This window comes from Halomonas bluephagenesis, assembly GCF_054790765.1.
The window spans coordinates 917547-932055 of record NZ_CP133631.1; the positions used below are offsets into that span (position 1 = coordinate 917547).

At 53.6% G+C, this 14509-nt stretch carries 11 protein-coding genes; 3 read left to right on the forward strand and 8 right to left on the reverse strand.

Translation table 11 applies throughout. The features are described from left to right. Window positions 1-176: 176 nt before the first annotated feature. The 3 genes from REH51_RS04150 to REH51_RS04160 form a co-directional block, all read right to left on the reverse strand. On the reverse strand, window positions 177-380 hold the full coding sequence (locus REH51_RS04150) for a cold-shock protein (protein WP_009101184.1): 204 nt from the start codon (window positions 378-380) through the stop codon (window positions 177-179). Window positions 381-570: 190 nt separating this feature from the next. After that, window positions 571-2238 (reverse strand): GMC family oxidoreductase, encoded by a 1668-nt coding sequence (locus tag REH51_RS04155; RefSeq protein ID WP_498936934.1) that lies wholly within the window; start codon window positions 2236-2238, stop codon window positions 571-573. 26 nt (window positions 2239-2264) lie between these two features. Continuing rightward, the gene (locus tag REH51_RS04160) at window positions 2265-3776 is read right to left on the reverse strand and encodes a CoA-acylating methylmalonate-semialdehyde dehydrogenase (protein WP_498936936.1); all 1512 of its coding nucleotides are present in this window, start codon (window positions 3774-3776) and stop codon (window positions 2265-2267) included. Between the two features lie 137 nt (window positions 3777-3913). Here REH51_RS04160 and REH51_RS04165 point away from each other — a divergent pair, with 137 nt between their 5' ends. From REH51_RS04165 to REH51_RS04175, 3 genes are all read left to right on the forward strand, one after another. After that, window positions 3914-4816, forward strand: a complete 903-nt coding sequence (locus REH51_RS04165; RefSeq protein ID WP_009721521.1) for a LysR family transcriptional regulator — start codon at window positions 3914-3916, stop codon at window positions 4814-4816. An 89-nt stretch (window positions 4817-4905) separates the two neighbouring features. Next, entirely contained in the window at window positions 4906-5541 is a 636-nt protein-coding gene (msrA, locus tag REH51_RS04170; protein ID WP_498936938.1) for a peptide-methionine (S)-S-oxide reductase MsrA, read from the forward strand. 200 nt (window positions 5542-5741) lie between these two features. Next, window positions 5742-7124 (forward strand): NAD-dependent succinate-semialdehyde dehydrogenase, encoded by a 1383-nt coding sequence (locus REH51_RS04175; RefSeq protein ID WP_009721519.1) that lies wholly within the window; start codon window positions 5742-5744, stop codon window positions 7122-7124. A gap of 124 nt (window positions 7125-7248) precedes the next feature. Here the strand turns inward: REH51_RS04175 and REH51_RS04180 are convergent, their stop codons facing one another. The 5 genes from REH51_RS04180 to REH51_RS04200 all read right to left on the reverse strand — a co-directional run bounded on the left by REH51_RS04180 (window position 7249) and on the right by REH51_RS04200 (window position 14405). After that, window positions 7249-7737 carry a phosphatidylglycerophosphatase A family protein gene (locus REH51_RS04180; protein WP_009721518.1) on the reverse strand — a complete coding sequence of 163 codons (489 nt, stop codon included), beginning with the start codon at window positions 7735-7737 and terminating at the stop codon, window positions 7249-7251. Continuing rightward, entirely contained in the window at window positions 7737-8507 is a 771-nt protein-coding gene (locus REH51_RS04185) for a tellurite resistance TerB family protein (RefSeq protein ID WP_009721517.1), read from the reverse strand. Before REH51_RS04185 ends, REH51_RS04180 begins: the two co-directional genes overlap by 1 nt. A gap of 105 nt (window positions 8508-8612) precedes the next feature. Then, window positions 8613-11678, reverse strand: coding sequence for an AAA family ATPase (locus REH51_RS04190; protein WP_009721516.1), 3066 nt, complete (start codon window positions 11676-11678; stop codon window positions 8613-8615). Further along, entirely contained in the window at window positions 11675-12823 is a 1149-nt protein-coding gene (locus tag REH51_RS04195; protein WP_039868509.1) for an exonuclease SbcCD subunit D, read from the reverse strand. Before REH51_RS04195 ends, REH51_RS04190 begins: the two co-directional genes overlap by 4 nt. Window positions 12824-12941: 118 nt before the next feature. After that, window positions 12942-14405, reverse strand: a complete 1464-nt coding sequence (locus tag REH51_RS04200) for an SLC13 family permease (protein ID WP_498936940.1) — start codon at window positions 14403-14405, stop codon at window positions 12942-12944. Between the last annotated feature and the right edge of the window lie 104 nt (window positions 14406-14509).

Here is a 14509-nt window from a genome sequence, read left to right on the forward strand (position 1 = left end):
AGTAAGATCAAAAAAGAATATGGGCGTGAGGCGTGAGGCGTGAGGCGTGAGGCGTGAGGCGTGAGGCGTGAGGCGTGAACAGGGTAGCGATTAGATAAAAACGAAAAAACCCCGCTTTCGCGGGGTTTTTTAGCATATTAGCGTTACACGCTAACAGCGTACATCAGAGTTACTAATTAAAGAACTTTGATGTTGGAAGCCTGAAGGCCTTTTTTACCCTGAGTGACGTCGAAGGAAACCTTCTGGCCGTCTTGCAGAGTTTTGAAGCCGTCAGCTTGAATTTCAGAGAAATGCGCGAACAGATCGTCGCCATTGTCGTCCGGAGAAATGAAGCCGAAGCCTTTAGTGTCGTTAAACCACTTAACGGTACCAGTTGCCATGATCGAAATCCTCGATGTAGCTTGATGTAGAGCCGGGTAATACCCGAGTTGCAGTGGGTAGAACAAGAAACTTTCACCAGACTAAACGCTTGGGCGTTTCGATACTGCTGACAACGTTCGACTTGCTAACCAACTGCATCCAGCATGCGCTTAACTTAGCCGCACGTCAATACAATGATGAAAAAAAATGTCAGGGTGATGACCGATCCGTTGCCATCATCCACCCCGCTGCTTTTTCGGCGATCATCAAGGTAGGTGAGTTGGTATTGCCGCTGGTAATGGTCGGCATGATGCTGGCGTCTACTACCCGCAACCCCGTCACACCCTTGACACGCAGTTTTGAATCCACGACGGCCATGGGATCGTCGTCGTGGCCCATTTTTGTAGTACCTACCGGGTGAAAAATTGTCGTGCCAATATCGCCCGCCAGCTTGGCCAGGTCATCGTCACTCTGGTATTCAAGCCCCGGCTTGAACTCTTCTGGCTGATACTTGGCAAATGCCTGCTGCTCGGCAATGCGCCGCGTAACCCGTAGAGAATCTGCCGCTACCTTGCGGTCTTCTTCCGTGCTCAGGTAGTTAGGCTCAATGGCGGGCGCAGTTTGTGGATCACGATTTTTGATCCGCACCGACCCACGGCTCGTTGGATTAAGATTGCAGACACTGGCGGTAATCGCAGGAAACCCATGCAGCGGCTGGCCAAACGCATCGAGGCTTAATGGCTGTACGTGGTATTCGATGTTGGCATGCTGGTACTCATCAGAACTGCGCGTAAAGATACATAGCTGGGATGGCGCCATGCTCATCGGACCTGAACGTTTAAGCACATACTCCAAACCAATCTTAGCCTTACCCAACAGAGTACTGGCCATAGTGTTAAGCGTTTTTGCCCCTTTCACTTTATAGACAGAACGAATCTGTAAGTGATCCTGCAGGTTTTCGCCTACACCTGGTAACACTGCTACTAACTCGATACCGTGACGTTCAAGCAGCTCTGCTGGCCCAATACCCGATAACTGCAATATCTGAGGCGAGCCGATAGCGCCTGCACTCAGCACCACTTCTTTATTAGCCCCCACACTAAGCGTTTTGCCCTCACGTAGAAGCTCTGCACCTACGCAGCGAGGTTTGCCTTCTTGCTGTTCAAATAGCAGACGATTGACGTGGGTAGAGTGCCATAAGGTGAGATTGGAGCGCTCTTTGATAGGTCTCAAAAACGCTTTAGAAGTATTCCAGCGCCAGCCTTTGCGCTGATTGACCTCAAAGTAATTGACGCCTTCGTTATCACCGCGGTTGAAATCATCAGTGCGTGGAATACCCGCTTGACCCGCCGCCTCGGCGAAATCGTCTAGCACTTGCCAGCTTAAGCGCTGTTTTTCGATCCGCCATTCGCCACCGTGGCCATGATAACGACGGTGCTCAGCATCGCCGTCACCGCCTTCGTCTAGCCGGTGGTGGTCTTCGTGCTTCATAAAATCCGGCAAGCAGTTATCCCAGCGCCAGGCGTCATCTCCAGTCAGTTCAGCCCAGTGGTCGTAATCCCGAGCCTGACCACGCAGATAAAGCATGCCATTAATGCTGGAACAGCCGCCCAAAGTTTTACCCCGAGGATAAATCAGTGAGCGACCGTTGAGCCCTTTGTCGGGCTCGGTGCGAAACAGCCAGTCGGTACGCGGGTTATTAATGCAATAGAGGTAGCCCACGGGAATATGAATCCAGTGGTAGTTATCTGGCCCGCCCGCTTCAATCAGCAGCACCTTATTATTTGGATTGGCACTGAGTCGATTAGCCATCAGGCACCCTGCGGTGCCTGCGCCAATCACAATATAATCGAAGTTATTATTAGCAACATATGGCATGAACTGGCTCCCGTAACGTAATGGCGTTACTTCGCCGTAGGCATCACAAACTCAGCGCCTGCATCGATGGAGTCTGACCAGCGCTGCATAATGGATTTCTGCTTGGTATAGAAACGCACACCTTCTTCACCATAGGCATGCATATCGCCGAACAGCGAACGCTTCCAGCCACCAAAACCGTGCCACGCCATGGGTACCGGAATCGGCACGTTGATGCCTACCATGCCCACTTGAATACGGCGGCCAAACTCTCGGGCGACGTTGCCGCTCTCGGTAAAGCAGCTGACGCCATTGCCAAACTCATGATCATTGATCAGCTCAATGGCCGTGGCAACATCTGGCACCCGCACGCAGACCAACACAGGGCCGAAAATTTCTTCTCTGTAGATAGTCATCTCTGGCGTGACGTGATCAAACAGAGTGCCGCCCATCCAGAAGCCCCCAGCACAGCCGTCGCCGGTTTGCGCAGAGTCGAACTCACGACCATCCACTATCAACTGGGCACCCTCTTCTACGCCCTTATTGATATAGCCGGTAATACGCTCATGGGCCTGATGGGTGACGATGGGTCCCATTTCCGCATCCAGCTGCATGCCATCTTTTACTTTCAGCGCCTTAGCACGTTCAGCCAGTTGAGCCACGACGCCATCCGCCACATCGCCCACCAATACTGCCACGCTGATTGCCATACAACGCTCGCCTGCCGAGCCATAAGCAGCGCCGATTAAGGCATCCACAGCTTTATCCAGATTGGCATCGGGCATTACTACCATATGATTTTTAGCCCCGCCAAGTGCTTGTACCCGCTTGCCATGACGGGCGCCCCGCTCGTAAATCAGATTGGCAATCGGCGTAGAGCCAACAAACGACAACGCTTTAACATCCGGGTGGTCGATCAGCGCTTCAACGCTGCCTTTATCGCCCTGCACCACGTTGAATACGCCATCGGGAAGACCTGCCTTTCTCAGCAAATCGGCCATCATCAGCGAGGCGCTGGGGTCAAGCGGACTAGGCTTAAGTACAAAGGTGTTACCTGCAGCAATCGCCACGGGGAACATCCACATCGGTACCATAACGGGGAAGTTGAACGGCGTGATGCCAGCCACCACGCCCAATGGCTGACGCATGGTCCAATTATCAATACCGGTACTTACCTGCTCCGTGTAATCCCCCCTTAACAACTGAGGGATACCGCAAGCAAATTCAACGATATCAATCCCCCGGGCAACTTCCCCTTGGGCATCGGTAAACACTTTGCCATGCTCTTTGGTGATCGCTTCCGCCAGTGCATCTTTATGGGCGTTGAGCAGTTCCAAAAACTTGAACATTACTCGTGCCCGACGAATAGGCGGGGTGTCTGCCCAAGCAGGAAATGCCGCCTTAGCAGCTTGCACGGCAGTATCCACGTCGCGTTCAGAGGCGAGCACAACGTTTCCGGTGACGTTGCCAGTCGCAGGATTAAAGACATTTTGAGAGAGACCCGAGACTCCCTCGTTGATCTGCCCGTTAATGAAATGGTTAATAGCGGTTGTTGTCATTGGGCTACCTTTATAAGCAGATTAAAATAACAAATTAAGTATCGACAGATTAACAAGCTCTAAAAGGTAATCAATTGAGTAATTTTTAACCTGGATATAAGCTTTACTAATAACATAACAGCAACAGGCGCTCGCTTATGCAAGAGAACTCAGCGCTACGGGCATTTGTAGCCGTCGCACGTACTGGAAGCGTTTCCCGGGCTGCTAACCAGCTATGCCTTACTCAACCCGCTGTCAGTCTAAAGTTGAAGCAGCTTCAACAGCATTTGGGGTTAACTCTGTTCACCCGTCGCCCCCAGGGGCTAACGCTAACCGCCGATGGCTATGCGTTATTACCCGCCGCTGAAAACGCCCTTGCCAGCGCCTTGGCCTTTGAACAGCGCGCAAGTGCTTTACACAGCACCCTGCGAGGAAAACTAAAAATCGGCACGATTGTTGACCCGGAATTTATTCGACTGGGCAAATTTCTCAGCCGATTGATGGCTCGCGCCCCTCAATTGGAAACCGAGCTACAACACAGCATGAGTGGTAGCGTGCTAGCGAAGGTGGAGCAGGGCGAACTGGACGTGGGCTTTTTTCTCGCCCCTCCTGGCGAAGGGTCAGGAAGCGAAGCTCTTGCTTGGCGCGAGCTGACCCACTTCCACTACCATGTAATTGCCCCAGCAGGCTGGGAAACCAAACTGATGGATACCCGCTGGGAAGCTCTAGCCAGGCTTCCCTGGATAGTCACGCCCTCGGTCTCGGCACACCACCGGCTGCTAGAACGCGTCCTAACCCCAAGTGGCGCCACGCCTAATAGGGTTGCCCAAGTAGACCAAGAAGCTTGTATGCTGGATTTAGTACGTGCGGGAGTGGGTCTTAGCTTAGCAAGGGACGCGCTGGCAATGGCCGAACGCCAGGAAAGCGGTTTGGCTGTAGCCGAAAATGTCCGTCTACCCTGCGCCCTTAGCATGATATGGCGCAAAGAACGTGCAGCGGAGCCGACGCTCAAAGCAGCATTGGATACGTTAGACACAGTATGGCCTTATCGGCTGGGGTAGCGAATAGGTTATGTAAGGTATTAGCCCACGTTGCCACTAATCGACTCTACATCGAGCGATAACTCACCACGTCCATCGGAGTACCTACAATGACCCTATTTCACCTTCTTCGCCCCTTATCTCAGCCCTTAACGCTATGTGTCATAGCTACCGCTTGTCTTGCCAGCACATCACTTCACGCCCAGTCTAATGCGGAAGCAACCTTTGCTGGCGGCTGGTTTTGGTGCATGGAACCGCCTTACGATAAACAGCCCGGCGTCAGCGCCACCATCTCTGGATATATGGGCGGCGAGCTTGAAAACCCTACCTACGAGCAGATTTCTCATGGAGGAACCGGCCACGTCGAGGTGGTGCAAATTGCCTACGATGACAGCCAAATCGGCTATGACCAGCTGTTAGAGATTTTCTGGCGCAATATTGCCCCCTTCGCCGTAGACCGCCAGTTTTGCGACAGCGGCGACCAGTACCGCTCAGCCATTTTTTACCATAACGACGAACAGCGAGAATTGGCTGAAGCATCCAAAGCTGAAATGGAAGCACGCTTTGAACAACCTATTGCTACCGAGATAGCCCCTGCCAGCGAGTTTTGGGCAGCTGAGGAGTATCACCAGGATTACTATGAAAAAAATCCCCTACGCTACCGTTTCTATCGCTTGAGCTGTGGTCGTGATGATCGACTGGAAGAGGTATGGGGCGAGGAAGCTGGCGGCCCAACATTTCAGTAGCCCACCATAAACATGCGAGTTTAACGGAACGTTTTTTACCGGTGACTGCCCTAGGGATAGCGCTTTAGTTAAGACGCTAACAATCAATTTGGGCAAAGCAACGTTTTTTCTACTAGAGTGGAGAATCAGTATTAATAGACCAGTCGGCTAATAACTGGTCTATTCTTTAACGCCCCGTTGATCAAAAGATAGGAGATCTTATGAGCAACAGCATCACAACCGTTAACCCAACCACCGGCGAAACGCTTGAGACTTATGCGCTGATGGATGCCAGCCAAGCCAAGCAGATTGTCGAGGCCAGTCATGAAGCGTTTCTAGACTGGCGGCTTAAACCTCTTGAACAGCGTGCTAAGGTGGTAAAAGCCATTGGCGAGGCGCTTAACGCCAATAAAGATGAGCTTGCCGAACTGATGGTAGAGGAAATGGGTAAGCTCCCCAGCCAAGCCCGCCAGGAAGTTGAGCTTTGCGCAGGCATCTGCGATTACACCGCTAAGCATGGCCCCACTACATTAGCTGACGAAGAGCGCAACCCCAGCAATGGCGAGCGTGGCATTGTCACTTACTCTCCCATGGGTGTTATCTACGGCATACAGCCGTGGAACTTCCCCGCTTATCAAGTAGTACGTTACTCCATCGCCAACATTATGGCGGGTAATAGCGTACTCCTGAAGCACGCTGAAAATGTCACTGGCAGCGGCCTACTGCTCGAAAAGATTTACCGCGAGGCAGGCCTACCGGAAAATGTTTTCCGCACGATCATTATCTCTCACGATGTATCTGATGAGGTGATTGCACACAAGGCGGTTCGTGGCGTCACCCTTACGGGTAGCGATGGTGCAGGTCGTAAAGTGGCGGCAAAAGCAGCCGAACACCTGAAAAAAACCGTATTGGAATTGGGCTCAAACGATGCCTATTTGGTGCTGGATGATGCGGACCTCGACGTTGCCGTCAAAACCTGCGTCACTGGCCGAGTGTTTAATACCGGACAGACCTGCGTGGCTGCAAAACGCTTCGTGGTGACCGATGCCAACTATGAAGCGTTCAAAGAGCGTTTTGTGGAAAAGATGAAGGCGCTGAAAGTAGGCGACCCCAGGTCAGATGATACCGACTTAGGCCCTATGGCCCGTGTCGATCTGCGCGATACTCTTCATGATCAAGTGGAAGAGAGTGTGCGCAAAGGCGCAAAAATCTTGTGCGGTGGTGAAAAACCATCCGGCAAGGGCGCTTTTTATCCGGTCACTGTACTGGACAACGTGACACCCGGCCAGCCCGCCTACGATGACGAGTTATTCGGCCCAGTCGCAGCGCTAATTCGCGCTAAAGACGATGAAGACGCAATGCGCATTGCCAACGACAGCCGTTATGGTCTCGGCGGCGGCATCATCTCTAAAGACGTGAAGCGTGCTACCGAGCTTGCCAGCAAGTACTTTGATACAGGCATGGTCTTCATCAATGGCTTCGGCGTTGCCACCCCGGAAATGCCGTTTGGCGGCGTCAAAGATTCCGGTTATGGGCGTGAGCATGGTGGCTTCGGTATGCTTGAGTTCGTTAACGTGAAGTCAGTAATTGTTGTTAAAGAGTGATTATCCTTAAAGATCGATGACCGTTAGCAACTAAGGCGGTAAACGCTCAGAATCATAAGTAGTAACAAGACAGCGCCGCTAGCTTTTCAACAGGCTAGCGGCGTTTTTTTCGTTGCTGGTATTTTTATGAGTTTAAATGTTGTTCAGTGGTTCGGCGCTGCCAAAATTTCAGTACTAGCGCCATCACTCCCCACGTTACTAACGCCGCAATAACATCGTCTAACACAATGCCAAAACCGCCCTGCACATACTCTGCCAGATGAATCGGCGGCGGCTTTAGCGAATCAAAGAAGCGGTAGACAACGAATGCCAGCGCCATTGCGAGCGGATGACGCGCCGCTTGTAACCCAATAACCGCCAGCGGGAACGCCAAGTACTCATCGGCAACAATGCTGCCATGATCCAACCCTGCATAGTGTCTCGCAGCGACTTGGCAAACCGGCACCGCAAGTACTAGCAGAACAGCGATGATAGCGCTCTGCTGTACCAGCGGACGGCTCAACAACCACCATGCTAAGGGGATACCCAACAGCGAACCAAAAGTACCCGGTGCCATTGGCGCTAGCCCCAAGCCGAAGCCGGTGGCTAACCAAAAATTAATCGTATCTAGCATTAACCTGCCTGCTGCGCCTGGCGTTCAAGTTCGGCGGCCATATCAGGCGAGAGATTCAGCGCGCTTGCCAATTGATCCAGCCAGGCGCGCTCCATGGGATTTTGATCGTCAGTAACAGCAACGCTGATCAAATACATCTCGCGAGCAGCCTGGGGGGAGTCGGCTTCACGGGCGAGTGCCTGAGCATCCAGCGGGGCGTTAAGCTGCTGCTCGACCCAGCGGTGCATCTCCTGATCGGCACCTAGCGCATCGATCTGCTCTGTGATGAGTGACTGCTCTTGCTCATCAATGTGTCCATCAGCCCTTGCGGCCATGATCATTGCTTGCAACAGCTCAAGGCTGCGCCGCTCTTGATACTCACCGCTAAGCACTTCTACTCGCTCGCCCTCGGATGCATTTTGAGCAGCGCTGAACGAGTTAGCACCATTTTTTCCTTCCTGGGAGCTTTGCCATGCTTTCCAGGCCAACATCCCCACACCGGCAATCGCGCCGTACTTGAGTGCTTTACCGCCCATGCTACGGCCACGCTTAGAGCCAACAAGCAATCCCATTGCGCCACCACCTAACAGGCTCTTCATATCAAAACCGCTAGAGCCGCCGCCTTGACGTGAGCTCTGGCCTGCGCCGCTACTACCACCGCCTAGCTGGCGCGATAGCCCATCAATAACGCCTTTAACATCGATACCGCTTCCGCTGCCACTACTGTTTCCACTACTTCTGCTACCGCTGGCCTGCTTCATCAACTGTTGTAAAATCTTGCTTGCGTTCATCCTTGCACTCCTAAGTGGATAGTATCTCTAGGGCTCGCTAGACGATTCACTTCCGTTATAAAACATGCTGTATGAACGCAGCATGAATTAACGCCACCCCAGGCATTAAAGAAGCGCGCCCTTCACTTCCACCGAGCTACCAAGTCGGCTGGCACGCACTTCAACACGGACAGGCATTTGCTCTTTGAGTTCGCTGACATGAGAGATAATCCCGATCATTCGCCCGCCCATTTGTAACTCGCTGAGCATCGAAATCGCTTGGTCTAATGCATCCTGATCAAGGCTACCAAAGCCCTCATCAATAAATAGCGTATCCAACTGAATACCGCCTGCGTAGGCCTGCACCACATCAGAAAGCCCTAGCGCCAGCGCCAAGGCCGCCATAAACGACTCACCACCGGAGAGCGTCGCTACCGAGCGGCTCTTGCCGGTATAGGTGTCGGCAACGTCTAGCTCCAATCCTGACGCTTTATTGCCTTTAGAGGGATCTTCGCGGCGCACCAACTGGTAGCGCCCACGGCTCATACGCACCAGCCGTTCAGACGCCTGAATCAGTACGTCGTCCAGCAGCACCCCCAATACAAACCGCTGCAGGCTGATGCGATTACCAGTCCGCCCGTTGGCCACCTCGCTGAGCGTTCCCCACACCCGATACTGGGCTTCAAGCTCGGCCTGGGCCGCGTGGGCAGCGGTCAGTTTTTGACGAATACCCTGCAAGGCCTTTAACCGCCCATCCATCGCCCGCCACTCCTCTAGTTGGGTATGTTCCTCAGCTTGGGCGGCTTGGGTGAGTGTAGTGAGTGCAGCAATATCCGGCGGCGTTTTTTCGGCCAGTTGGGCATGGTAATTCTGTAGCGCGCCTTCAAGTTCAGCCAAGCGGCGCTGATACGCCTCTACTTGGCGAACCAGGTCTTGACGTTGGTTATCTTCTAGCTTAGCAGCCTGAAAGGCAGCTTCACTTTCAAACGAACTGGCTTGTAGTGCCGTTTGCCACTCATTCTGGGCCTGCTCATACGCTTGCTGGCTACGCGCTACCCGCTGATTCGCGCCACGCAGCTGCTCTTCTGCCCGCGCCTGCTGGGTTTCGCTCGTCGAAAGCACCTGTTGTGCACGCTCCCAGGCCTGTTCAAGCTCAGCAATTTGGTTATCAAGTTCAGTGAGCGTTTGGCGCATGGCCAACGGGTTACGGGCATCTTCTGGCAGTGATTGGCTTAATTGATCGCGCTGGCTCTCTAGCCGTAACGCCTCCTCTTTGGCCTTTTCAACCTGAGGCCGCTGGGCGTTGAGCTGTTTATCCAGCGTGCCCCAGTCACGGCGTAGCTCGTCACGGGTACTGGTTTGCTGGTTAATCTCACTTTCGACATTTTTCCGACGCTCGACTTGGCGGCGCAATTGTTCGCAGGCCTGTTGCAACTCAAACGGCGGTTGGCTAGCCCACTCACCAAGCTGGTGAGTACGGCGCTGCACCTGCTCAGCGTTGTAACTATTCTGTTGTGCTAACTGGTGATCCTGACGCTCGGCGGTATGTAATGCGTGGCGCGCTTGCTCCTGGGCTGAACGGGCTGCTTCCACCTGCGCTTGGGTAACAATGTCAGTATGTTTAAACGCCGGAGCTGGGTGCTCAAGGCTGCCACACACTGGGCAAGGTGCGTCCTCTTTAAGGGTGCGCGCTAGCAATGCGGCTTGCCCTTGGTGCCAGCGCATCTCTTGCTCAGTTGCGTGGCGCTTAGCCTGTTCTGCTTCGCTGCGCCGACCTTGAAGCGCCTCTGTTGCCTGTTGTTGTTGAGCGGTAAACTCACGCCCCTGCCGCATCAGCTCCTCCAACTCCTGTCGCTGAGCTAGCAGGCTCTCGTGGCGGCTCAGCTCTGCAGGGGCGCTGGCCAACTGCTGACTTTCCGTTTGCAGCTGCTCAAGAGTAACGCTTAGCGCTTCACCTTGCTGACGAATACCGTCTAATTGAGCTTCATCACGCTTAAGTATGTCATCGGCTTGCTGCCAAGCGGTTTGTGCCGCTTGCCAGCGCGCTTCAAGCTCACTTAACTGCTGGCTTTTGTGGATAAACTCGCCCAACTGACGATGGCGCTCACGTAGTGCGGGCAGTTCGGTCTGGCGCTGGCGTGCCGCTTCAAAGGTACGCTTGGCTTGTTCAGTATTCGTACGCTGGGTAGTAAGCGCGGCATCGGCTTGTCGCTGCTCTTCTTGGGCGGTAGTGAGTGCCTGCTGCGCTTGGACTAACGCAGCACTGTAAGGTCGTAGCGCTTGAGCGTGGTCGCTTTGGGTCAAGCGGCTCTGAAAGGCGGTTATTTGCGCTTGCTGCTCAAGGTGGCGTGCTTTCTCTGCGGCGAGGCTGTCTCGCGCTTCAAATTGGCGCTGTAACGCTTGGGCTTCATCTCGTCGCTGTTCAGCACTACGGCGCTGCTGCTGAGCGGTTTCAAAACGCTGACGCGCTTGCCCTACTTGCGGGGTTAGCGCCTCTACTTCTTGCGCCAATGCCGCTTCGCTTTCCAGCTCGCCCCCGGCCAAAATGCCATTGATATGTTGGCGATGATCATTCACCGCTCGCTCTATTTGATTCGCCTGGGCACGCAGGCGCTCTTCAATACGCTGAAAAATCTGGGTTTGAAACAACTGAGAAAAAATTTTCTCGCGGTCTTTCGATTCCGCTAACAACAGTTCACGAAACTTCCCCTGGGGGAGCACCATTACTTGGCGAAATTGATTAGCATCCAGACCTATTAAAGCGTGCAGCTGGCTGTTGGCATCGGTGACCTTACGCGCCACCAAACATTCATCCTCATCACCTTCCGGGGTAAGCCGCCACAGCTGGGCTTCAGCGCTTTGTGTGGTAGTGCCTTCACCAGTGGCCTTGGGGCGCTCCTGCTGGGGCACCCGGCGCACTCGGTAAGCACTATCGCGCAGGCGAAAATCCAAGCTCACCTCGGTCAACAAGGTAGCAGCAGCTTGGTCGCAGCGCATTTGGCCGGCATCACGGTCATTGCCGGTGGTTTGACCGTAAAGCGCAAAACAGATGGCATCTAATATTGAGCTTTTCCCTGCGCCCGTGGGGCCGTTAATCAGAAACAACGGGCTTTTGCCCAGCGCAGTAAAGTCGATCGTTTCACTGCCTGCAAAGGGGCCAAACGCCTGCATGGTGAGCGTTAACGGCGTCATGGCTGGCTCTCCTGCTCACGGCTTAGGGTGGTGATGAGTTCACGCATAGCGTTGGCCTGCTCATCACTCATGGTGTCTCCGCTGGTTTGAGTAAAGAAATCGCTAAACATGTCCAACGCGCTAAACTGCAGCCGCTCGCGATCTAGCTGCTGACGCCCTCGCGCTTCCAGCATGCCGGGTTTTTCTAAATGCAGCACATTGGGGTAGACCTCGCGCAGCTTGCCCATGGGGTCAAGAATCGCGTGGCGGTCGGTCAGCCGTACTAACAGGTAGTCATCAGCCTGGGCATCGGTTCTGCCTTGTGCTAGCAGCTCAGCTAGCTCGCCTTCCAGCACGCGCACCTCTCGGTGCGGTGTTAGCGGGCGGTGTTCGATCTGGCTCACGCCCTCTTGGCCAATATCCACCAGCGTGACGCCTTTGCGCTGGTTAGCCTCTGAGAAGCTGTATTTAAGCAGCGAGCCACTGTAGCGAATATGCTCACCGCCGCGATATTGCGGCCCATGAAGGTGGCCTAGAGCGACATAATCAAACAACTGCATAGGTTCCCAGGCAACGCTTTCCGCGCCCCCCAAGGTTAACGGGCGCTCTGAATCGCTGGCACTGCCGCCATCCACAAAGCAGTGGCTCATCAGTACGGTGGGGCGGCCTACTTGGCGCTGGGTGTTGATACGTTCAACCAAGTAGCGATGAGCGCTGTCAAAGTCGCGTACATCCACCGAAAACTGGCTGCGTACATACTCTGGGTCAGCGTAGGGAATACCGAACACATCCACTTCTTCCCCATTAATCGACAGTGTCACGGGGTGATCGCAGTTGGATAGATCAGACAAAATATGCAGCCCTGCTTGGCGCAGGTGGCGCGCGCCGAAGCCGAGGCGCTCAGCGCCGTCATGGTTGCCAGAAATCATAATCACCGGCAAACCACGCTTTTCACACAATTCGCCAAGCACCTCATCTAACAGCGTGACAGCAGCGGCTGGCGGCACCGAACGATCATAGATATCACCGGCAATCAGCACGGCATCCACCGCATCGCGGTCAATAATGTCCAGTAGCTGGCTCAGCACATGGCGTTGGTCTTCCAGCAGCGAGAGGTTGTGAAACAGCCGCCCCAGGTGCCAATCGGCGGTATGAAGTAGTCGCATGGCAGGCTCAACGCAAAAAATATTGCCCATCATAGCAATCTGCATTCCAAACTGTCCTTCACCCAGCACAAAAAGCCCCGCACATGGCGGGGCTTGAAGCAGTAGTAGTCGCTGGCAGTTAGTCGCGGAACGCGTCTGGATAGGTGGTTAGATCGATTCCCCACAATAGGGGTAACAAGAAATAAACCGCCACCACAATCAGCAGTAACGCGAAAATATTCAGCCAGAAGCCATTGCGCACCATTTCGATAATTTTAATTTTACCGGTAGCAAAAATGATTGCGTTGGGAGGCGTGCCCACCGGCAGCATAAAGGCGCAGTTAGCTGCCATGGCGGCAGGCACCATCAGTACAAATGGGTGAATATCCAACGCCAGTGCTAGCGATGCCAGTACTGGCAGAATCATCGTGGCCGTTGCTGTGTTGGAGGGGATTTCGGTCAAGAACAACACCATTCCAGCGGCTAACAAGATCACCAGCAAGAAGTTAACGCCCTCCAGCACACTCATCTGGCTACCGATCCACACGGCTAACCCAGAGGAACTGAAACCAGCAGCAATCGCCAAGCCACCGCCAAATAGCAGCAGAATGCCCCAGGGTACGTCTTTCGCAATATCCCACCCGAGCAGGCAGCCGCCTTTGTTTGGCGAAGGAATTAAGAACAGCGCAATCGCCGCTACAATGGCAATCATCGTGTCGTTAATACCTGGAATGGTGAGTATTTGGCCTTGCCACAGGAAAGAACGGGTAATCCAGAAAAATGCCGCTGACAGGAAAACGACCAACACAGCTTTCTCTTCAAAACTAATGTTACCCAGTGCTTCCTTCTCTTTGGCAATAAGCGCTTTGCCTCCAGGCAGGCTGCTGAATTTAATCGGGTAAATAAAGCGTGTCAGCATCAGCCAACCAATAAACAGAAGTACCACAACGACTGGAAAAGCAAACATCATCCAGCTGGCAAAGGTGATTTCAACACCAAACAGCTCATTCACAATTGCCGCCAGGATGATATTGGGAGGCGTACCAATCAGGGTACCCAAACCGCCGATAGTGCCGCCGTAGCCGACGCCAAAAATCAGCGCTTTACTGAATTTATCGATGTCTTCGCTATGATCACCATCGCTCTTACTCAGCTCTTGTGTCACCTGATACACAATCGCAGTGCCAATAGGCAGCATCATCATAACCGACGCGGTATTGGATAACCACATCGAAAAAAAGCCAGTGCCCGCCATAAAGCCGAACACAATACTGTTAATACTGGTGCCCAATACCGAAATAATGGTGAGTGCAATACGCTTATGTAGGTCCCACTTCTCCATCGCCAGGGCAATCATAAAGCCACCGAGGAAAAGGAAAATAATAGGATTGCCGTAAGCCGCCGTTACCGCACTACTCTCAAGCGCCCCAGTAATAGGCAACAACACGATGGGCAGTAGCGACGTAACCGGAATAGGAATGGCTTCGGTAATCCACCACACAGCTACCCATAGCGTGGTAGCAAGCACCATGCGGCCTTCTATACTCAGGTCCGCAGGGTGAAAAAACAGCAGGACAAAGGCAAACAGCATCGGCCCCAGCACCAGCCCAATCTTTTGGGCCTTAGTATAAGCAGGTGGTTTTGGCGGTTAGTTACCCGTGTGTTGTTGCTCACCTGACGCATGAGGGGCTGAACGTCCCGCGCCGG